The organism is Nonomuraea candida, assembly GCF_000725485.1.
Lineage (GTDB): Bacteria > Actinomycetota > Actinomycetes > Streptosporangiales > Streptosporangiaceae > Nonomuraea > Nonomuraea candida.
Window position 1 is genome coordinate 179,735 of record NZ_JOAG01000006.1, and the last position, 16,357, is coordinate 196,091.

At 63.7% G+C, this 16,357-nt stretch carries 28 protein-coding genes; 18 read left to right on the forward strand and 10 right to left on the reverse strand.

Annotation, left to right across the window (positions count from 1 at the left end; genetic code table 11):
• Positions 1-63 precede the first annotated feature (63 nt).
• The 6 genes from IO39_RS06165 to IO39_RS06190 all read right to left on the reverse strand — a co-directional run bounded on the left by IO39_RS06165 (position 64) and on the right by IO39_RS06190 (position 3,356).
• A complete protein-coding gene (locus IO39_RS06165; RefSeq protein ID WP_043617270.1) occupies positions 64-471 on the reverse strand; it encodes a hypothetical protein in 408 nt (135 codons plus the stop codon).
• Between the two features lie 75 nt (positions 472-546).
• On the reverse strand, positions 547-762 hold the full coding sequence (locus IO39_RS06170; protein WP_043617273.1) for a DUF397 domain-containing protein: 216 nt from the start codon (positions 760-762) through the stop codon (positions 547-549).
• Between the two features lie 371 nt (positions 763-1,133).
• Complete coding sequence (locus tag IO39_RS06175) at positions 1,134-1,547, reverse strand: hypothetical protein (RefSeq protein ID WP_157547933.1); 414 nt, start codon at positions 1,545-1,547, stop codon at positions 1,134-1,136.
• Positions 1,548-1,641: 94 nt separating this feature from the next.
• Positions 1,642-2,514 carry a helix-turn-helix domain-containing protein gene (locus tag IO39_RS06180; RefSeq protein WP_043617541.1) on the reverse strand — a complete coding sequence of 291 codons (873 nt, stop codon included), beginning with the start codon at positions 2,512-2,514 and terminating at the stop codon, positions 1,642-1,644.
• A 40-nt stretch (positions 2,515-2,554) separates the two neighbouring features.
• On the reverse strand, positions 2,555-3,082 hold the full coding sequence (locus tag IO39_RS06185; RefSeq protein ID WP_043617277.1) for a DUF6879 family protein: 528 nt from the start codon (positions 3,080-3,082) through the stop codon (positions 2,555-2,557).
• A complete protein-coding gene (locus IO39_RS06190) occupies positions 3,039-3,356 on the reverse strand; it encodes a hypothetical protein (protein WP_043617280.1) in 318 nt (105 codons plus the stop codon). The genes IO39_RS06185 and IO39_RS06190 overlap by 44 nt, the downstream gene beginning before the upstream one ends.
• A 162-nt stretch (positions 3,357-3,518) precedes the next feature.
• On the opposite strand from IO39_RS06190, the gene IO39_RS52280 reads away from it, so the two are divergent.
• Together IO39_RS52280 and IO39_RS06200 are read left to right on the forward strand one after the other, a co-directional pair.
• The gene (locus IO39_RS52280; protein ID WP_084772345.1) at positions 3,519-3,890 is read left to right on the forward strand and encodes an Lsr2 family DNA-binding protein; all 372 of its coding nucleotides are present in this window, start codon (positions 3,519-3,521) and stop codon (positions 3,888-3,890) included.
• A gap of 118 nt (positions 3,891-4,008) precedes the next feature.
• The gene (locus IO39_RS06200) at positions 4,009-4,623 is read left to right on the forward strand and encodes a hypothetical protein (protein WP_157547935.1); all 615 of its coding nucleotides are present in this window, start codon (positions 4,009-4,011) and stop codon (positions 4,621-4,623) included.
• Between the two features lie 164 nt (positions 4,624-4,787).
• Here IO39_RS06200 and IO39_RS54135 read toward each other — a convergent pair whose 3' ends face one another.
• The gene (locus IO39_RS54135) at positions 4,788-5,207 is read right to left on the reverse strand and encodes a hypothetical protein (RefSeq protein WP_157547937.1); all 420 of its coding nucleotides are present in this window, start codon (positions 5,205-5,207) and stop codon (positions 4,788-4,790) included.
• 1,362 nt (positions 5,208-6,569) lie between these two features.
• Here IO39_RS54135 and IO39_RS06205 point away from each other — a divergent pair.
• The 16 genes from IO39_RS06205 to IO39_RS06270 all read left to right on the forward strand — a co-directional run bounded on the left by IO39_RS06205 (position 6,570) and on the right by IO39_RS06270 (position 13,812).
• The gene (locus IO39_RS06205) at positions 6,570-6,875 is read left to right on the forward strand and encodes a hypothetical protein (RefSeq protein ID WP_043617290.1); all 306 of its coding nucleotides are present in this window, start codon (positions 6,570-6,572) and stop codon (positions 6,873-6,875) included.
• Positions 6,876-6,926: 51 nt separating this feature from the next.
• Complete coding sequence (locus IO39_RS54140) at positions 6,927-7,136, forward strand: hypothetical protein (RefSeq protein WP_157547939.1); 210 nt, start codon at positions 6,927-6,929, stop codon at positions 7,134-7,136.
• Between the two features lie 102 nt (positions 7,137-7,238).
• Positions 7,239-7,823, forward strand: coding sequence for a DUF7178 family protein (locus IO39_RS56625; protein ID WP_211266908.1), 585 nt, complete (start codon positions 7,239-7,241; stop codon positions 7,821-7,823).
• Positions 7,823-7,975, forward strand: coding sequence for a hypothetical protein (locus IO39_RS54145; protein ID WP_157547941.1), 153 nt, complete (start codon positions 7,823-7,825; stop codon positions 7,973-7,975). The genes IO39_RS56625 and IO39_RS54145 overlap by 1 nt, the downstream gene beginning before the upstream one ends.
• Before the next feature lies 1 nt (position 7,976).
• Positions 7,977-8,165 (forward strand): hypothetical protein, encoded by a 189-nt coding sequence (locus tag IO39_RS06215; RefSeq protein ID WP_043617294.1) that lies wholly within the window; start codon positions 7,977-7,979, stop codon positions 8,163-8,165.
• Positions 8,166-8,299: 134 nt separating this feature from the next.
• Complete coding sequence (locus IO39_RS06220) at positions 8,300-8,518, forward strand: hypothetical protein (RefSeq protein WP_043617296.1); 219 nt, start codon at positions 8,300-8,302, stop codon at positions 8,516-8,518.
• 77 nt (positions 8,519-8,595) lie between these two features.
• Positions 8,596-9,114 carry an antirestriction protein ArdA gene (locus IO39_RS06225; protein WP_169789026.1) on the forward strand — a complete coding sequence of 173 codons (519 nt, stop codon included), beginning with the start codon at positions 8,596-8,598 and terminating at the stop codon, positions 9,112-9,114.
• Between the two features lie 272 nt (positions 9,115-9,386).
• Positions 9,387-9,638: a hypothetical protein gene (locus IO39_RS06230; RefSeq protein WP_043617302.1), complete on the forward strand. Its 252-nt coding sequence runs from the start codon at positions 9,387-9,389 to the stop codon at positions 9,636-9,638.
• Complete coding sequence (locus IO39_RS06235) at positions 9,628-9,903, forward strand: hypothetical protein (protein WP_043617305.1); 276 nt, start codon at positions 9,628-9,630, stop codon at positions 9,901-9,903. Before IO39_RS06230 ends, IO39_RS06235 begins: the two co-directional genes overlap by 11 nt.
• A 79-nt stretch (positions 9,904-9,982) precedes the next feature.
• A complete protein-coding gene (locus tag IO39_RS06240; RefSeq protein ID WP_157547943.1) occupies positions 9,983-11,326 on the forward strand; it encodes a DUF3987 domain-containing protein in 1,344 nt (447 codons plus the stop codon).
• A gap of 25 nt (positions 11,327-11,351) precedes the next feature.
• Positions 11,352-11,609: a hypothetical protein gene (locus IO39_RS06245; RefSeq protein WP_157547945.1), complete on the forward strand. Its 258-nt coding sequence runs from the start codon at positions 11,352-11,354 to the stop codon at positions 11,607-11,609.
• A 70-nt stretch (positions 11,610-11,679) separates the two neighbouring features.
• Positions 11,680-12,504: an N-6 DNA methylase gene (locus IO39_RS06250; RefSeq protein ID WP_043617313.1), complete on the forward strand. Its 825-nt coding sequence runs from the start codon at positions 11,680-11,682 to the stop codon at positions 12,502-12,504.
• Positions 12,504-12,704, forward strand: a complete 201-nt coding sequence (locus IO39_RS06255; protein ID WP_043617316.1) for a hypothetical protein — start codon at positions 12,504-12,506, stop codon at positions 12,702-12,704. The genes IO39_RS06250 and IO39_RS06255 overlap by 1 nt, the downstream gene beginning before the upstream one ends.
• A gap of 72 nt (positions 12,705-12,776) precedes the next feature.
• Positions 12,777-13,106 carry a hypothetical protein gene (locus IO39_RS06260; RefSeq protein WP_157547947.1) on the forward strand — a complete coding sequence of 110 codons (330 nt, stop codon included), beginning with the start codon at positions 12,777-12,779 and terminating at the stop codon, positions 13,104-13,106.
• Between the two features lie 94 nt (positions 13,107-13,200).
• Positions 13,201-13,434: a hypothetical protein gene (locus IO39_RS06265; RefSeq protein WP_157547949.1), complete on the forward strand. Its 234-nt coding sequence runs from the start codon at positions 13,201-13,203 to the stop codon at positions 13,432-13,434.
• 102 nt (positions 13,435-13,536) lie between these two features.
• The gene (locus IO39_RS06270) at positions 13,537-13,812 is read left to right on the forward strand and encodes a hypothetical protein (protein WP_043617324.1); all 276 of its coding nucleotides are present in this window, start codon (positions 13,537-13,539) and stop codon (positions 13,810-13,812) included.
• An 87-nt stretch (positions 13,813-13,899) separates the two neighbouring features.
• On the opposite strand, the gene IO39_RS06275 is transcribed toward IO39_RS06270, so the two are convergent.
• From IO39_RS06275 to IO39_RS06285, 3 genes are read right to left on the reverse strand one after another with little or no spacing between them, the layout of a single operon-like run.
• The gene (locus IO39_RS06275) at positions 13,900-14,118 is read right to left on the reverse strand and encodes a hypothetical protein (protein WP_043617326.1); all 219 of its coding nucleotides are present in this window, start codon (positions 14,116-14,118) and stop codon (positions 13,900-13,902) included.
• A gap of 15 nt (positions 14,119-14,133) precedes the next feature.
• Positions 14,134-15,999 carry a collagen-like domain-containing protein gene (locus tag IO39_RS58775; protein WP_084772347.1) on the reverse strand — a complete coding sequence of 622 codons (1,866 nt, stop codon included), beginning with the start codon at positions 15,997-15,999 and terminating at the stop codon, positions 14,134-14,136.
• Positions 15,992-16,351, reverse strand: coding sequence for a hypothetical protein (locus tag IO39_RS06285; RefSeq protein ID WP_043617328.1), 360 nt, complete (start codon positions 16,349-16,351; stop codon positions 15,992-15,994). Before IO39_RS06285 ends, IO39_RS58775 begins: the two co-directional genes overlap by 8 nt.
• Between the last annotated feature and the right edge of the window lie 6 nt (positions 16,352-16,357).

Genomic DNA, 16,357 nt, shown 5'->3' on the forward strand with positions numbered 1-16,357 from the left:
CATCATCCCCCTGCGCCCCGCCCTGGACCCCCTCGGTCCACGGGCGGGGCTTCTTTCTTTTTTCTACAGACCACCTCCACTCTCTGACCGGGTCAGCGGGCACGGATTGCTCACGTGCCGGTTGGGGCAGCAGATCATCCCCACGGTGATGAAGCGGCCCCCGGCCAGCCATTCGCCCCACTGCACATCGACACCGCGTGGCAACAGATCGGCCGCCAGCTCCACACGGGTCTCCAACGGGATCTGGCTCCCTACCGCTCCGTGCCGATCAAACGTCTGGGACATCCACTCGACGGCCTTGGCCGCGTCATCGAATGTCTCGGCGATCCGCGACGCAGGTTTCGCCAGCCACAAACCCGTCCGCATCGGCGGCAGGGCCGAAGTGCGAAAGTCCGGCGAGGTAGGCCGGCGTTCACCCTCGCGCGCCAGGTCCGCCCCGTTACCGAGCCACGTGTAAGCGTGCCAGTGCATCGTTCCCCGTACAGTCGAAGGGGACGGCCCCCTGCCTGATTAGGGCGGGCAGGGAGCCGTCATTGTGTTGGTGAACTAGATGGTCGCGCTCTGGAACGCCTCCAGCTCGGACCTGGTGAACCGGAGCGTCCCGGCATCCGGCCGCTTGGAGTCGCGCAGGGCGAACGCGTCGCCCGCCCCCGGAATCGGGGCGATCTCGACGCAGGACTCACCCTCGCCGTCCTCGTTGTTGTTGCCGCCACAAAGACGACGGAACTCCAGTTGGCCGAGATCCCTGGCGTACAGATCCATCTGTCTACCTCCTCCACTCGGGTCCGGGCGACCCGAGGGTGGTGGCACGGCCGGCGACCGGGTTCATCGGGCACCAGCCGTGCGTCTGTGCCAGGAGCCCTGGCCGGGAATGGACGTGGTGTGAGCCAGGCGACCAGGGCTCCCACCCCAGCGGGGAAGCTGCTGGGGGAACTGCACCCCGGCTGAGATGCGGACCGGTCGAGACAGGAACAGAACGAAAATCAGCCGGGGCCGTCTCTGCACGAGGCCCTTGATCCTGAAGGCCACGCCTTGACCTTCGTGCGGGGGCAGATCAAGGGCCTCGCTTCCTGGGGGGTTCCAGGCGTGTCACCCCCGGCCGGGGCCCCCTCCGAACCCGAACCGGGGGTAGCTCATGCGACCCCGTCGAGCGCCTTGGCCTCGGCGCTCTCCACGGTGCCTTCGGCCCAGACCCACGGGCCATGCGCCATCCCGATCTCTGGGGGCTTGAGGCCGTCGAAGCGGTCAGCGGCAGCGGCCTTCTGAAAGGCCGCGTACGCCTGCGCCGTGGTCCAGAGCACCTGGGTGCGGCGATGAGCGATCGCGGGGTCGGTAACCTCGAAGATCACGTAGTCGCCATCCCGCTTCGGGCGCAGCGCATCCGAGCGAACCTTGGCCTTGAACTCCACCCACACCTTCGCGCTCATCAAGACGCTGTCCTCGGGGTCCGCCAAGTCGCACATCTCGACGATCGTGGACCGTCCGACCCGGCGCACTGCGAGGCGACTGTCCGGAGTGGCTTCTACCTTGGGCTTCCTGGCTGTCATCGGGGTCTCCGTGATACGGCGTTCTGGGTGGCTGTGCCATTCGACGCTAGGAGGAGGTGCTGCTTGGGTTCAAAGTTCTTGCCAATGTTTGCCACTATTCGCCGAGGGCTGCTCGGGCTGCGGCGATCCTGCGTCGAGCTTGCCCACCGAAGTCCGCGATGTCCCCCAAGGCTCTGAAACGCTCTGCGTACAGGGCGATCTCCCACCCCTGGGTAATGTTCAGCTCGCCCGACACCAACTCGACCTGGACCTGCCGGTCGTCGAAGATGTTGAAGCCCTCCACCGGCACAGCGTGCGCCGAAGAGGTCCGAGACGCGGCAAGAGGGATGATCCCGAGCGAAACTGTCGGCAGCCGCGTCACCTCCTCCAGGTGTGTGAGCTGGTCCACGAGAACATGGGCCTCGTACAGCCGGTAGCGCAGGGCGGCTTCCTCGATCAAGAAGATGAATTGGCGCCCAGCCCGACGCAAGACCCGCTGACGGCTCATCCGCTCAGCCACGGCCGCCGCCACATCATCGACTTGCAGCCGGAGACGGGCGCGAACGGAGGTGAGCACGGCCGTCGCGTAGGCCGGCGTCTGAAGCAGCCCAGGAATCAGCCGGGGCTGGTAGGTGCGCACGAGGGTCGAGCGCTCCCAGATGGGCCGGACACTCTTCTGCGCGCCCCGGAGGCCGGCGCGATTGATCCGGCGAGAGTCGGTCCACATCGTGGACACGGCCTTCTGCTCGGCTAGTAGCTCCTCGGTGCGCTGCTCATCGACCCCGCACACACGGCACCAGGTCAGCACGTCGGCAACGGACGGCGGCCGGGCGGCATGCTCAATCCTGGAGACCTTATCGACACCGCTCCACCCGGCAGCACGCGCCAGCTCCGTACCGGAAAGCCCGGCACGGAGCCGTATCTCCTTGAGCTGGTCGGCGAGCGCCTGCCGGGCGCGCTGCGCACTGGTGGAGGACGAGGATGGCACGGTGACAGTGTGCTTGATCGACGCGACTAGTTCGGAGCCGCTAGATCCGGTACCCCTCATGTGGGATAGCCGCAGCCCAGCACTCCTCGAAGGCCCTGGCACACATCCCGACGATGCCGGAGTCCTCCGTGAACTGCCTCCAGTGAACTTCTCCATCCCCGCCGTAGACGGAGAAGCGCACCAAGCGGTCATCCAGCACCCAGTACGGATTGGCAGGTATGGCAATCGCCGAGGCCAGCCGCCTGGGCAGCCAGCGCAGATCCTCGCCTGCGGCGAGTTGAGTCAGCGGCGCGACCTCGTACTGCCAGCGCATGTAGTTCGAGGCGGGCTCGGAGATCATCCTGACCCGCCTGAACTTCACCCCGCGCTTGATCGCTGGGGCGAGTGTGGCCGTCCACTTCTCGGCACCGGACAGATCCGTCCACTTCTCGCCCGCGAGCCACGCCTGATACCAGGGATCAGACGTCATGTGCTCGTCATGGATCTCCAGGTGAACAGCCGAGACGTGGCACGTCTCCAGGAGTTCAGCGAAGGTCGGCACCTTCTCGCTGGCCGCGAACGTCTTCATCCGGTCGTGGGTGCTCACCGGGTGCGTACCTGCGCTTTCCGGGCTCGTAGGTGCCATTGATCGCCTCCTGGATGATCGAGATCATTTGGGGGCCCAGCGAAATCACCGCCTCCCCCGGCAAGATCCTGCTGTCGGAGTTGATCCACGCCAGGGTCTCCGGATCGGTGACCTGCGGACCTTGGAAGAAGATCCTGCCGGTTTCGTGATCGACCCACACCGACTCGCACTCGTCGGAGGTGTTGTCGGGGTCTACGCCCACGAAATGTAGCGCCATCTTGGTGCTCCCATCGAACGGCTTGCCGGAGGTTGCCCCCCTTACAGTCGGTGAGCCTGAACGGACTCCTCGCGTCCGTCAAGGGCAGGTAACGGGAAAGGTCAGGACACCGCTGTAAAGTCGGGGCGAGGGATCAAGGATCGGGAGCGCGGAGCGGGAGCGTTGGCAGAAAAGGTCATCAGAGTGTGCGACTGGCACACGGAAGAGGTAGCGGCCACTCACCATAACGAGTGGACCAACTCCAAGGGCGAGCACCGATCCAACGACCTGTGCGCCGAGGACCAGAAGATCTTCATGAAGGCGTGGGAAGCCGTCGAGCGAGGCTCCAGCCTCGCCACCACCCGGTCGACCAAAGTGCCGGCCGCCGCCGCTACCCCGAAGAAGGCCAAGGGCCCGACCGAGGCCGCCCAGATGCGGGCCTGGGCCAAGCAGGAGGGCCTGGAGGTCAGCGAGTCCGGGAAGATCAGCTTCACGATCGAGCAGGCATGGAAGGCCGCAGGACGCCCAAATGTCCTGAAAGTGAACGATCCGTGAACTACACCCCAGGAGAGTAAAGGGCATGTAAGTCCTTGGGCTCGCCTTTACCGGAGCTTGGGTCACGAAACGGACATTGGGGCTGATACCGCTCTCAAGGTGGTTTAACTTTGGACCTGTGAACGCCACCCCGCTAGACAAGCGGCCCATCAGTCCCAGAAACAACGGGCCTACCGACCGCTGTAGCCCCATCGGTGACCTGGAGGTGCTCACGCACTCCACCACTGGGGTCCAGACAGTCCGCCAGCAGTTCAAAGACGGCTACATCTACGAGTACGTCATCCCCACCGGGGTCTGCATAGACCCCGAGTCAGCCCCTTACGTCATCCCCTTCTTCCAAGGACGCGTCCTCTCGACCCTCACCGAGGAAGATCTGCACTACGTCAGCGTCTGGGTGCCCAACGAGGAGCACCTCGTCTACGACATGGCCTTCGCGGAGACCGCCCAGCTCCCCGAGTGCTCCTACAGCAAGGCCATCGGCGAACCCGAGCTACTGCACGAGGCCGGCTACTTCCGAGCGACCCGGATTCGCTACAAGACGGGCTGGATGTACCAGGTCGAGACCACTCTCGGCCTGCCGTGGCCGGCCTTCAACGAGTACAAGTGCCTCGCCCCCACCTACCAGGCCCCTGTAGTGGCCGTCTTTCGACATAACACACGTATTGCAGCCAAGTTCTGGGTGTCCGACGAGAGAGCCAAGATGACGTACCGCGTAGAGATCAACCCGAACTGAGGTCCCAATGCTCCGAATCCGTCCCCTCCGGGGGCCGATACGGGGCCCCCGTCGCAGGGATTTCAGAGGCAGTTTCCGGGTCGGCGACATGACCCAGCTCCGCAGCCGCAATTAACCCCGTTTTCCTGGCCAGAATGGCCTCTGAGCGGGGTTTTTGTGTGTAATCAGATGAGCTTCCTGAAGTGCTGTATCTCTTGTCGAAGACGTTTTTGAAGATCAGTAGTCCTGAGAAGAGATTTCATGCCAAGGAGCCCCCGTTGCTTGTCATCTGCGTTGCTGCGCCTGAGAGCGAGCCATAGGTCTAGAACTTCTCTGGAAGCATAGAGTTCCAGTTGTGCAGATAGGGCTCTAAACTCCGCGCTTCCGAGATCGAAGGGTGCTGGCGACTCTCCGGGATAGTCAAGCTGCCAGACCCACACTTGTACTGCCTCGTACGCTTCTGCACGCTTAAGCCACAGCCGCTGATCTTGAGCGAGGCGGCGCTGGTGGCGATACCCGACCAGTGTGGCCATGATGGCGAGCGAAGCGACTGTCGCTGTGAGTGCTGCCGCGATCAGCGGCACAAGCGCTGGATCGAGCTTCATGCCTCCCAATATGACCATCCAACGGACAACGTCAATGAGGGCAGTTCTAGGGTCGCCGCGGGCGCCCTCGCCGGCGATCTCGCGTCAACCTGTTCTTGGGCCTAGAAGGGCCTCCTGAGCAGGGTTTTTGCGTGTATGCACCTCCTCGCCGGCCAACCCTCGAACGGCTCTCAGAAGGGCCTACAACACGATCCCCAGACTCGTACTTGGTCGGAGGAGGCAGAACCCTCGGGCTCGTGTTGAGCATGATCTTGGGTATCCCCCCACCCCTGCTGACCAGGCGATCCCATGATCGTCACGAGGGAGTGGGGCCGATGTAGAAAGAAGTATGTTTTCCGTGGTCAAGCCCACTTCTTTCTTCTTTCTGCGTGCCATCATCATGTGCTCATCGCTCATGATCACAATGCACTCATCACTCGTGATCATCACTCATCCCATGCCCCATGCCCTCATGCCCTGACCTACACAGCGCGCTTGCTCATGCCCTTGTGTGCGGTGGCCTAGTCCCCTACTGGCAAGCGCGCTCCCGTGCTTGTGGCTTGTCTCTGTGCGTTGTGCTGTGTGTGTCGCACGGGGGAGACAGGGGAGACAGGCGAGAGCCCTTGCGCGCCTTAGAGGCGCTCTCTGTAGGGGGCTTCCCAAGGGGACATCTCTGGGGACGTCCCAAGCGGCCAGCCCTTGTCAGGGCCTGCCCAACCGTGAGCCCCGGCCTAGCCCGTTGCACCGGCTAAGAGCGACCGGCGACCGGCGAGAGTGCCCCTTGTGGGGCCACTGCAACACCTCTTGCAAGCCCTATCGAGGGCCAATTTCAAGATTTTTTATAGCCTGATCATCTAGCGCATCGTCCCAGCTCAGACGGTACAGAGGGGTTGGAAACGATCTAACTTGAACGTGGAAACTGACTCAGATCGGCTTGACGCTTCCACATTCCAGGGGGCAATGTTCTGCCTGTCGCCAGGACGGCGGCCACCGAAACCCCCACCGAAAGGAGCACAGCACCGAAAGCCCCGGACCTCCGCAAGGGAACCGGGCAGGCGGGACCACTTCCCAGCCGGTGACCAAACGGGATCGCCCCGCGACAACAGCGGGGGCCGCCAAACCGTTTCTTGAGAACTTCATAGCGCGGCAAGACTGCCGGACGCGGATGGGGTGGCCTCGTGAGAGGCACCGATCTTGACACGGGCCAACAATGCACTCGAAGGGGGTGATACGGGCCTTGTTCAGCTCCGCTATGGATGGTCGGGAGTTCGCTAAATGGCGAACGGGACGCTCGTTATAGCTAGTCGCGTAGATATCCACCGCTTCGGCGGTGGTCATGGGATCACGAAATGCGTGGTCCTCTGATCACAACCGGGAGTTTCAATGGACTTCAACCCTTGCGCCTACCCGCACCGCGACGGCATCGAAATGCGCGACGGCTTGGGCGAACTCAAGGGCTTCACGCTGCGCGTGACCGATTATCACGGCTACACCTTTCACGAGGCTTACGCACGGTTCGGCGACAAGGTTCGGTACGTGGGTGACCACGCCGACGTGTGGACGGCCTACGGAATGATCGAAACGTACTACAGCACACAGGACTACTACGGCGATTACTACAGCCCCAACAGCGACTTTGTCACTGAGCAGGAAATGTTCCGCGACCACACCCAGTTCATCGCTCACTAGTCCACGGCATATCTATGCCCTCATTCTGTAAGTTGGAAGTTGAGAGTTGCAATGAAATTCAAGAAAGAGATCCGCGAACTGAACTGCGGGTGCGTGGTTGAGGTTCGCACCGATCCAGACGGGTGGACCTCCGTTCCCGGATATTCAGCCTGGTGCAAATACGCATATGTGCTGTTCGACAAGTTCCGCACCACACGTGGCAACCGAGAAGCGACGGAAGCGATTTCGTCTGCCCTCGCATCGCACGCAATCGACGATTGATCAACAGTCCCTGACCTGCGGAAACGCGGGAGTAAGCGCCTCGCATGCGATCAGGGACACACATTCCGGATTTACACCCCCTCCGCTCAGAAAGGCTTTGTCATGCCCATTTCGATTAAGCCCGACACCGAAACTCGTGAGCGTTACGTCAACAACATCATTCGCGTATTCGACTCGGCTTCACAGGATCAGCTTGAGCGCGGAATCAACTGGTATCGCACGGCTAACCAGCTTGCGACCATGATTTCCGGTGGAAACACGGTCGCTGGTGCGGGCGTTATTGCCGCCCTTTCCGCGAATAAGTCCTGGTCCGAGAACACGAAATTGGCCGCCCGCGCCTTTCTCAAAGGTGAGCCTTCCGGGCATGTGGGTGACGCGGTCAAGAAAGCCACTCGAATCATGGCCGGTGAATCGCCCAGGGTGGTTCTGCCTATGGCGAGCAAGACGGGCCACTTCTTCCGGTGCATCGCTGACCCGACCGATTCGGATGCGATCTGCATTGACCGGCACGCACACGACATTGCCGTGGGCGAGCGTTACGGAAATGCGGATAGGGGTCTTGGGTCCAAGGGCCGGTATGCGCTACTGGCCGACGTTTACCGCGAGGCCGCATCGCGCCTCGGATACCTCCCGCAGACCGTCCAGGCCGTGACCTGGGTGGTTTGGATCGAAAGGAAGAACGGCTAATGGAATGCCTAGTCATCTTCTGCGATGACGACGCGGTGTATTCGGCGCTCGTCGATACCGGAACGGTCATCTGGAAATACGAGCTGTGCGCCGGGCACGCGACCGGCGAAAAGCACCTCAGCGGCGACGTGGTCAGCCTGGAAAGGATCTGAAATGAGCGCTACGGATATCGGGGCCGTACTCGACCGACTGAAGGACTTTGTCTTCAGCGATAACGACATCTGGGCGGGAATGCAGGTGCGCTGCGCACACTGCGAGGTCCAGGTTTACGACGTCGAAGACGGCGACTGGCTCGAATGCATCATCAGCAACGCATTCGCTCACGTCTGCAAGGCGGGCTGATGCGAACGCAATGCATCGAATGCGACATGCCTGCCCGGTATCGGGATGTCGAGTACCCGGAAGACGTCTACTGCGGAGATCACGCGGCTGAGATCGCGTGCGACGGCTCACCCATCGAAAGGATCTGAACCCCCATGGAATCCCCGGTAATCGGCCTGGATTGGCTGTTCGACCTGTTCAAGGAAATGACATGCGACATGCATGGGTGCCCGGAAAAGGCCACCCACCGCGCCACCCACCGCAGTTTCTGGGCCAACGAATCCCGCTCCGGCGTCTACTGCGCCGAGCATCTGGTGCCCATGCGAATCGGTAAGTACTTCTACCGGCTGGTGGATTCGTCCCCTATCCCCTGAACGGAAGGTTGGGCCTGGCCGCCTACGGGCGGCCTTACCGAGCCATCCGCTCAAACATTCATTGAAAGGAAATGACCATGCTTAAGACGACTCCGGCCATCAGCGTCCACTTCTGGAACCTTGCCGAATACGTGTCCGGTCGCCACGTCGGGGATTGGGTTGACCTCGACAGGTGCGAGGACTTCGACGACTTCCGGTCCAAGGTTGCGGAGGTTACCCGCAACGCTGAGGAATGGATTCTGAGCGACTACGAATCCGACTGCGGTATCGCGTTCGGCGAACTCACCAGCCTTGAGACGGTCTGGGAGGCTCACGAGTTCGTCTCCACTCTCGACGAGCAAGAGCGTGACGCATTCGGTGACTACCTGGCGAACGCCGGGGGCGTTGAGTACCTGAGTGCGGCAATCGCGGAATTCGAGGACCGCTACCGGGGTCAGTGGCGCTCGCTTGAAGAGTTCGCGATCGACTTCGGCGCGGAGGTCTACTCCGAGTTCTTCAAGAACGTCCCGCCCGGCTTTGAGGTGTCGGTGGACGTCGTGTCATTCGAGCAGGACTTCTGGATCTCCGACAACGGCCACGTCTTCTGGCGTCACTGAAAGGACACGCGGACATGTACGAGCAGCCACTGTGCGAGTGCTGTGACCTGCCCATCGAGTGGTACCACGTCAACGACGGGGCCACGGAATGCGGCTACTGCCAGCTATTCAACCTACTGGGGATCAACGGGCGCGTTAGGCGCTGATGGACGAAATCGAATGCTGTGACCGGGGCATCGAGAACGGGTGCCCCGGAACGTGTGACTGGTGCGGGTTCAGCAACTGCCCGCATGCCGACTATGACGACCAATGCAAGGGAAATGGGAACTGCCATGAATGACCCGATCAGCTACGGATTCGCGGCCCGAGACTTCTACACGAGCAACGGCCTGGGTGACCCCGCATGCGAGGTCACCACAGCAACGGACATCATCGCCGACCAACTGCGGGCCTTGTTCCCCGACCAGTGGTACGCCGTGCTCCGGTCTGCGGTCATGCACGCACACGAGGAAATCCACGGCTGGGGTTCAGCCGAGAATCTGACGCTCGACATCGATGGACTGGAGATTCGCAATGCTGCTTGAGCCTTACACCGTCACGATTTCCGGGACTGAGCGGGAAGACGGCGAAGCCCCGTACACCTGGGTTGTCAATGCGAAGAATCCCCACGACGCCACCAACAAGGCGCTCAAGATTCACCTGACGGAAGCGACGTGCGTGGATCTCGACGACCGCGCCGAAATGATCGAGGCGCTCGCAGACCTCGAAATCGAAGAAGTGTATGAGGGTCTGCCCCCGGCGGACTGCGGTTACCACTGGAACGACATGCGCGAATCCGCGCAGGCGTAGCGGTTGGGCCTGGGCCCCTGCGGGGGCCCTTACCGAGCTTCTACCCCACCACCTACTTAAGCACTGAGGGAGATTTGTCGTGCCCGCGATCGTCACCAATGAAATGCCCGTCGCCACTGACGAGATGTTCACCGGCCCGATTGGCGCGATGGTCAATGAGCTGGATCAGTACACCGAAGGGTCCAAGGTCGGTGTGCTCGTGACCCTGCTGGCCGGGTTCAGCGCGGCCTTGGGTCAGGGGCCGAGTGTGGCCACGGGCAAGGGCTCCATGCCGCTGAGCTTCTGGCCGGTCCTGGTCGGCCCCACGGGTGTGGGCCGCAAGGGTACGGCCACGGGCATCGCCATGAAGGTGATCACGTCCGGTCTGGGGGCCTTCGGGGTCAACAACGTGATCTACGGTTGCCCGGCCACCGGCCTGGGCTTCGCCGCCGAGCTGTCCGAGCGTGCGATCCGCAACGTGTCAGCTCCGCTGATGTTCGTTGAGGAGGAGATGGACACCTTCGTGTCCAACGCCAAGCGGGACACGAAGATCGGCACATACCTGCGCAAGGCGTGGGACGGGGCCACGATCAACCACCGCACGAGCCAGACGGACCTGGTCATCATGAAGCCCCACGTCTCGATCGTGGGCCATATCCAGCCCCGCAACTGGGGTGCCATCTCCGGGTCCAAGGACGCCACGGGCGGCACCTACAACAGGTTCTTCCCGGTCTGGGTCTACCAGTCCAAGAAGCTGCCGGTGTTCTCGGCCAAGAGCCCTGACGAGGCCATCGAGAAGCTGGGCAACCGCTTCCGGCAGATGGTCAACTTCGCCCAGGAGATCACCGATGTGACGGTGCCCACAAAGGTGGCCAAGGTCTTCGAGTCCAAGCACCGGGAGATTTGCGACGCACTGACCACCGGGAACGAGGCTCTTGGCCAGTACACCGAGCGGGCCATGGCGTACATGATCCGCCTGGCCGGGCTCTACGCCCTGAGCGACAAGCGCACGGAGATCAGCGTCAAGGACTTCGACGCGGCCTTGGCCCTGATCACCTACATGGTCTCCACGGTGACCTACACGCTGCCCGAGGCCGAGGCGTCCGGCGACGACATCCCCGCCCGCGTCCTGGCCTTCATCCAGGAAGCCGGGGAAGACGGCGTCACCAGCACCGAGGTTGCCCGCAAGTTCCAGCGCGTCAGGGCCGCTGAGATCAGGGCGATTGTGGACGCCTGCGAGACGGTCAAGACCTCCAAGCTCCGGTCTGAGGGTGGGCGCCCCGCCACCTTGTTCACCTGGATCGAGGGTGACGAGGACGAGCGCACCATTGCCACCGCTGACGACCTGTCCGGCATCGCCGAGCTGGCCACCGCGGATTCGCCGGCCGAGGTCGTGAAGATCACCGAGGACGAGGACCAGGACGCCCTGTTCAAGGTCGCCTGACACCCCACCGAGAAAGAAGGAAGAAGTGGCATACGAGCCTGACGCTGTCGTGTGGAAGACCAACATCCCGACCGACCGAGAGGGCGCACGGGTCCGGTACTTCGACACCGCAGACCGCTACATCCCAGGGGCCGGTGAGGTGACCTTCACCCTGGCCGGGGGCACGCACCGCTGGTTCGTCCAGCGGTCGCACTTCGGGTCCAGTGACCAGCCGCACCGCACGAAGTTCTACCCCAACCGCCGCGCCGCGCGTGAGGTGTTCGAGCACCTCGCGTACGGGTGACGCCCGAACGTTCGCCAACAGCCCCGAGCCGATCCGGCCGGGGCTTTTCCATGCCCGAGGAAGGGAACCGATGAGACCGGAACAAGGGATCGCCGAGGCGGTCAGCGCCACCTGGTACAGCCACCACGGCGGGAGCCGGATGGAGGTCCCGGTGGGTGTGGTGGCCTCCCTGATGGTCACCCACCCCGATGCGCTGATCCGGCTGCCCACCATGTCCCCCGAGGGGTTCGCGGCCCTGCTGCGGAAGGTGTGGGGGTACTGGTGGCTGGATCACCCGCACTTGGCCGAGATGGCGCGTCCCATCACGGACTGGTTGGACGAGGACCCCGACGAGCACACGCTGAAGGCGGCCAAGGCCGTCGCCGAGGTGGCCATGCGCAGGCGGATCAAGTCCGTCCAGGGTCTTGAGACCGACATCCTGAGCTACGTCGTGACCGACCTGCGCTCACACGGGGCGCGGAAGGGCCTGGGCGAGTACCACACGCCCCCGGACGTCTGCTCGACCATGGCGACGATGATGATCCCGGAGCTGCCGCCCAAGGGTGAGGAATTCGGCGAGCCGTGCGCCGGAACCGGGGGAATGGTGCGGGCCTACGCCCACCGCATCAAGCAGCTCGGCGGTGACCCCGCCGACTACGTCTGGCACATGGCCGACGTTGACGCCATCTCGGCAGCAGCCAGCGCGGTCAACGCCCTGGTCTGGAACCTGGGGCCGAACGTCTTCATCTTCCACGGAGACACGATCCGGCACGGGGACCATCCCGAGCAGGCGATCAAGCACAAGGCCGGCGCGGTCCAGCAATGGACCGGGGTGGTCGAGCAAGCGGCCGGCGTCTACCGGCTGATCAACACGATCAAGGGGTTCCAGGAACTCATGCAGGAGGAAAGCGCCTGATGGCGAAGCCGAAGAAGGCCGAAGAACTGGTCAAGGGTGACCACATCACCCTGTGGGCTCAACTGTGGGGCGAGGTCGTCGCCGAGGTGGCGGGGATCGAGGTCTGCGAGGAGGACGGAGAGGTACGGATCTCGCTCGTCGAGATCGAGTGGGCCGAGCTGGTGGTCGAGATCGGCCAGGACATCGAGATGGAAGGCTGAGAAAGAAATAAGTCGGTATGGGGTGGTTGTACGCTCATGTCGCATTCTGCGATTCGAGAAAGCGGGCACCCCATGAACATTCTGACCAAGACCCTGATCGGTACTCAGGCAGTGACCCTCGCCGGTCTGGGCTTCGCCCTCTGGGCGGCCTACGGCCCGGTGACGGAGGACGAGATGAGACGGTCACTCTTCTACATGAACGGCAGGCAGTCAGCGATCGTGATGGGGCTCGATGACCTGCCGGTCAAGGACTACACGACATGCACCGAGGCCGTTGAGCACTACTCCAAGACCGCCTATAAGGGCCCCGAGTGGTCCAAGCCGAAGGAGGATCACGACAAGGAAGCGTTCCTCCTCGGGTGCAAGGAGCAGCTCCTGGAGAACTACGACAAGAAGAACTGATCTAGGACATAACGATCAGCTACTCTGAAGACAGCGGGACCTGACTGGGGTTAGCAGCCAGGTCCCTTACCCACCAAGGTAAGGGAAGATCGAAGTGAGTATGAAGGACGCGGCCCTGAGGTTCGCGGGCGCGATCGAGACCGAGCTGATCCAGACTCGGAGCGATCAGATGGAGCTGGGCCAGGACCTCACCGAGAAGGTGAACCGCCTCCGCGAGGAGGTCAAGGGAGTCAAGGCAGAGCTTCGGGACTTCAAGGAGGCCCAGGCCAGCCACAACGAGGCCGTGATGCAGGTACTGATCGACATCCAGCGCAAGCTGTCCGCATAGCAGCCGCTAGAACCCCCGGCTTCGGCCGGGGGTTTTGTCGTTTCTGGGGCGGTACTCGACCTGCGGCCGGGTACGCCCCGCCGCATGGGGAGAGAAGGACGGTTGTCCATCGAGGGTGTGCCGGGGTCGGGGCTGGAGATCTATGACGACCGCATGACTAGCGAAGTGATCCCGAACGTGGCCACCAAGCTCAGCACGGGCCGCTGGGTGATCAGCGACTTTCAGGTGGGCCGGGTCTTCGACCGCAATCAGGCGATCACGGCCATGATGCTGCTGATCATGTACGCCCAGGGCAAGACGGCAGGAGATGACCCGATTGTTCAGGCGTGGGAAGAGGAGTTGGGGGTCGGGAACGACGAAAAGCCCTCAGCCACGTAGGGCTGAGGGCTATGGTTTCCGTCGATAAGTCCCCGGTCCCATTCAGCTCCGCTGGTGGGCTCACAGCCGGGGACTTCTTTCTTCTTTCTACGGGGTGATGCCCTGATGAGTCGTGTAGATGCGCTCAGACGTCACGGCGTGGCCCTGGCTGGCCAGCCAGGTGACCAGCGACTGCCAGAACGCCTCACCTTCGGCCAGGGCGTAGTCCCCCCTACCGCTGATCTCGAAGACGTAGATGCCGGGCCCCGAGAGCCTGAGCTTGTACTCGGCGCTGGACACGTCGTTGGTGGGAGTCTCGTATGCCATGCAGGTGTGGACCTTTCAGTTGAGGAGCCAGGAGGTGTTGAAGAAGAGGTTCTTCACGCCGGTTCGGTACTGGAAGTGCCGGAAGAACCGGACTGTGCCATCCGCTCCGACGCGGCCCGAGATGACGCTGTCGGGTGCGGCTCCCGCGTAGTCGTGTGCGCCGAAGTACACGAACTTGCTCGGCCGGTACCCGGCCGGGACGGTGATCAGCGTGTTGGTGTTGGCCAGCTCGTTGGCGTTCATGTCGTCGGTTGTGCCGTCCGTGGACGTGTTGTTGGTGAGTTCCCCTCGGAAGAACACGATGCTGCCGATCAAGCGCACCTGGGGCTGCTGGACGATGCTCACATGGGTGGTGTTCACCGAGCAGTTCACCCAGCCGGAGTCGGTGAGCCCTTCACCAGCAGGCCCCTGCGGACCCATCGGGCCTTCGGGACCCACGGGGCCCTGGATGCCTTGAGGGCCTTGGGGTCCGGTGTCGCCCTTCGGGCCTGTCGCGCCCTGGGTGCCCTGGATACCCTGCGGTCCTCGCTCGCCCTGCGGGCCCTGGGCACCGGTCAGGCCGGTGTCGCCCTTGAGACCCTGTGGGCCTTCAGGACCGATCGGGCCTTGCACACCCTGGGGTCCGCGGATGGTGCCCTGCCAGTCCCAGGCGGTGCCGCTGTAGCGGAACACGTCGCCGGAGGCCGGGTAGAGGAACATGTCGCCGGCCTTGGGGTTGGCGACGTTGGCCGGGTCTGGGGTTGCGGTCGAGGAGGAGTACCACAGCGCGCCGGGCTTCCCCTCGGGACCTTGCGGGCCCTGGGCTCCAGCGGGCCCTTGCGGGCCGGTCTCACCGGTTGGACCCTGGGGACCCTCCGGGCCGGTAGGACCCTGAGAACCTGGCAAGCCCTGCGGGCCGGTCAAACCGGTGTCTCCCTTCGGTCCCTGAGGACCGGCCGCGCCGGTCAGACCGATCGGGCCCTGAGGACCTTCCGGACCCTGAAGTCCCTGCTCGCCAGCGGGGCCGGCAGGCCCCTGAATGCCCTGGAGACCTTGCTCACCCTGAGGGCCGGCGGGCCCGGTCAGACCCTGCGGGCCCTGTGGTCCGGGATCACCCTGTGGACCTTCGGGGCCGACCAGGCTGGCCAGCCACTCGGTCTCCGTGCCGACGTACCCGTTGGCCACGGCCACCTGATAGGCGCTCTTGCCTTCGGGTCCGGGGATCGGCTCACCGCCGCCACCTGAGCCGCTGCCGGTCGTCCAGTAGGTGTCGTAGTCGGCGTCGCTGGCCTTGGTCAGCACCTGACCGGTCAGACCTCCGGGGGCGATCCCCACACCGGGCGGGCCAGCGGGACCGGCGACACCTGGGTCACCCTTCGGGCCGATGAGACCTTGAGGTCCCTCGGGCCCGATCGGACCCTGGGGGCCGATCTCACCGCGCACACCCTGGATGCCCTGAGGTCCCTCCGGGCCGATGGGTCCAGCGGGTCCTTGCGGCCCAGCCGGGCCTTGGATGCCCTGGGGACCTTCGGGTCCCTGCGGGCCGGTAGAGCCGACGGGACCCTGCGGGCCAGTCGCACCGGTTGCGCCTGCCGGACCTGCCGGGCCTTCCGGTCCTGCGGGACCGGCTACACCGGCCGGGCCGGGTTCACCTTGCTGGCCGACGAGGGAGGCGAGCCATTCCGCCTCGGTGCCCGTGTAGCCGCCTGCCACGGCGAGGTCATAGGCGCTGGCGCCGTTTTCTCCAGGCGGCCCCTGCTCACCGGGCGTGCCACCTCCACCGAAGGGGAGGTAGCCGACTTCGACGGTGTCAGCCGGGCCGACCGACTCCACGACGAGCTGGTAGTCGTCGGCCGAGACGGTGATGGTGGAGTCGTTGACGATCTCGACGACATCAGACACCCGTGGTCACCTCCGGGCTGATCGAGACCTGGCCCTGGATGAGGCGGGTGACCTGGCCGGCCGAGTCGACCACTTCGAGGTCGTAGACGCCCGACTGGGCTGTCCATGCCGTGGTCACATCGGGGGCGATCTTGATGAGGATCGTTCCGTCAGGGCCGAGCGTGAGCCCGCCGTTGGTGGTGTCGAGCCGGTGCAGCAGCGTGCCGCCGACAGCGGTTCGGATCTCCATCCGGGCGCTGGCCCCGGTGAGGTCTACGGGTAGGCCGTCGCGGAGCCAGCGGAGGGTGCGCTTGACGGTCGTGCCCTGGTCGATGTTGAAGCGGTAGGTGGCCGCCACACTGCCTCCAGACATGGAAGA

Bases quoted from the DNA above. Each gene is read 5' to 3' on its own strand.
- IO39_RS06215 (WP_043617294.1), top strand. From the start codon at position 7,977: ATGAGCGCTACGGATATCGGGGCCGTACTCGACCGACTGAAGGACTTT.
- IO39_RS06205 (WP_043617290.1), top strand. From the start codon at position 6,570: ATGGACTTCAACCCTTGCGCCTACCCGCACCGCGACGGCATCGAAATG.
- IO39_RS06185 (WP_043617277.1), bottom strand. From the start codon at position 3,082: ATGAAGACGTTCGCGGCCAGCGAGAAGGTGCCGACCTTCGCTGAACTC.
- IO39_RS06255 (WP_043617316.1), top strand. From the start codon at position 12,504: ATGGCGAAGCCGAAGAAGGCCGAAGAACTGGTCAAGGGTGACCACATC.
- IO39_RS06275 (WP_043617326.1), bottom strand. From the start codon at position 14,118: ATGGCATACGAGACTCCCACCAACGACGTGTCCAGCGCCGAGTACAAG.
- IO39_RS56625 (WP_211266908.1), top strand. From the start codon at position 7,239: ATGCCCATTTCGATTAAGCCCGACACCGAAACTCGTGAGCGTTACGTC.
- IO39_RS54140 (WP_157547939.1), top strand. From the start codon at position 6,927: ATGAAATTCAAGAAAGAGATCCGCGAACTGAACTGCGGGTGCGTGGTT.
- IO39_RS06175 (WP_157547933.1), bottom strand. From the start codon at position 1,547: ATGACAGCCAGGAAGCCCAAGGTAGAAGCCACTCCGGACAGTCGCCTC.
- IO39_RS54135 (WP_157547937.1), bottom strand. From the start codon at position 5,207: ATGAAGCTCGATCCAGCGCTTGTGCCGCTGATCGCGGCAGCACTCACA.
- IO39_RS54145 (WP_157547941.1), top strand. From the start codon at position 7,823: ATGGAATGCCTAGTCATCTTCTGCGATGACGACGCGGTGTATTCGGCG.
- IO39_RS06165 (WP_043617270.1), bottom strand. From the start codon at position 471: ATGCACTGGCACGCTTACACGTGGCTCGGTAACGGGGCGGACCTGGCG.
- IO39_RS06260 (WP_157547947.1), top strand. From the start codon at position 12,777: ATGAACATTCTGACCAAGACCCTGATCGGTACTCAGGCAGTGACCCTC.
- IO39_RS06225 (WP_169789026.1), top strand. From the start codon at position 8,596: ATGCTTAAGACGACTCCGGCCATCAGCGTCCACTTCTGGAACCTTGCC.
- IO39_RS06230 (WP_043617302.1), top strand. From the start codon at position 9,387: ATGAATGACCCGATCAGCTACGGATTCGCGGCCCGAGACTTCTACACG.
- IO39_RS06170 (WP_043617273.1), bottom strand. From the start codon at position 762: ATGGATCTGTACGCCAGGGATCTCGGCCAACTGGAGTTCCGTCGTCTT.
- IO39_RS06250 (WP_043617313.1), top strand. From the start codon at position 11,680: ATGAGACCGGAACAAGGGATCGCCGAGGCGGTCAGCGCCACCTGGTAC.
- IO39_RS06190 (WP_043617280.1), bottom strand. From the start codon at position 3,356: ATGGCGCTACATTTCGTGGGCGTAGACCCCGACAACACCTCCGACGAG.
- IO39_RS06285 (WP_043617328.1), bottom strand. From the start codon at position 16,351: ATGTCTGGAGGCAGTGTGGCGGCCACCTACCGCTTCAACATCGACCAG.
- IO39_RS06235 (WP_043617305.1), top strand. From the start codon at position 9,628: ATGCTGCTTGAGCCTTACACCGTCACGATTTCCGGGACTGAGCGGGAA.
- IO39_RS06220 (WP_043617296.1), top strand. From the start codon at position 8,300: ATGGAATCCCCGGTAATCGGCCTGGATTGGCTGTTCGACCTGTTCAAG.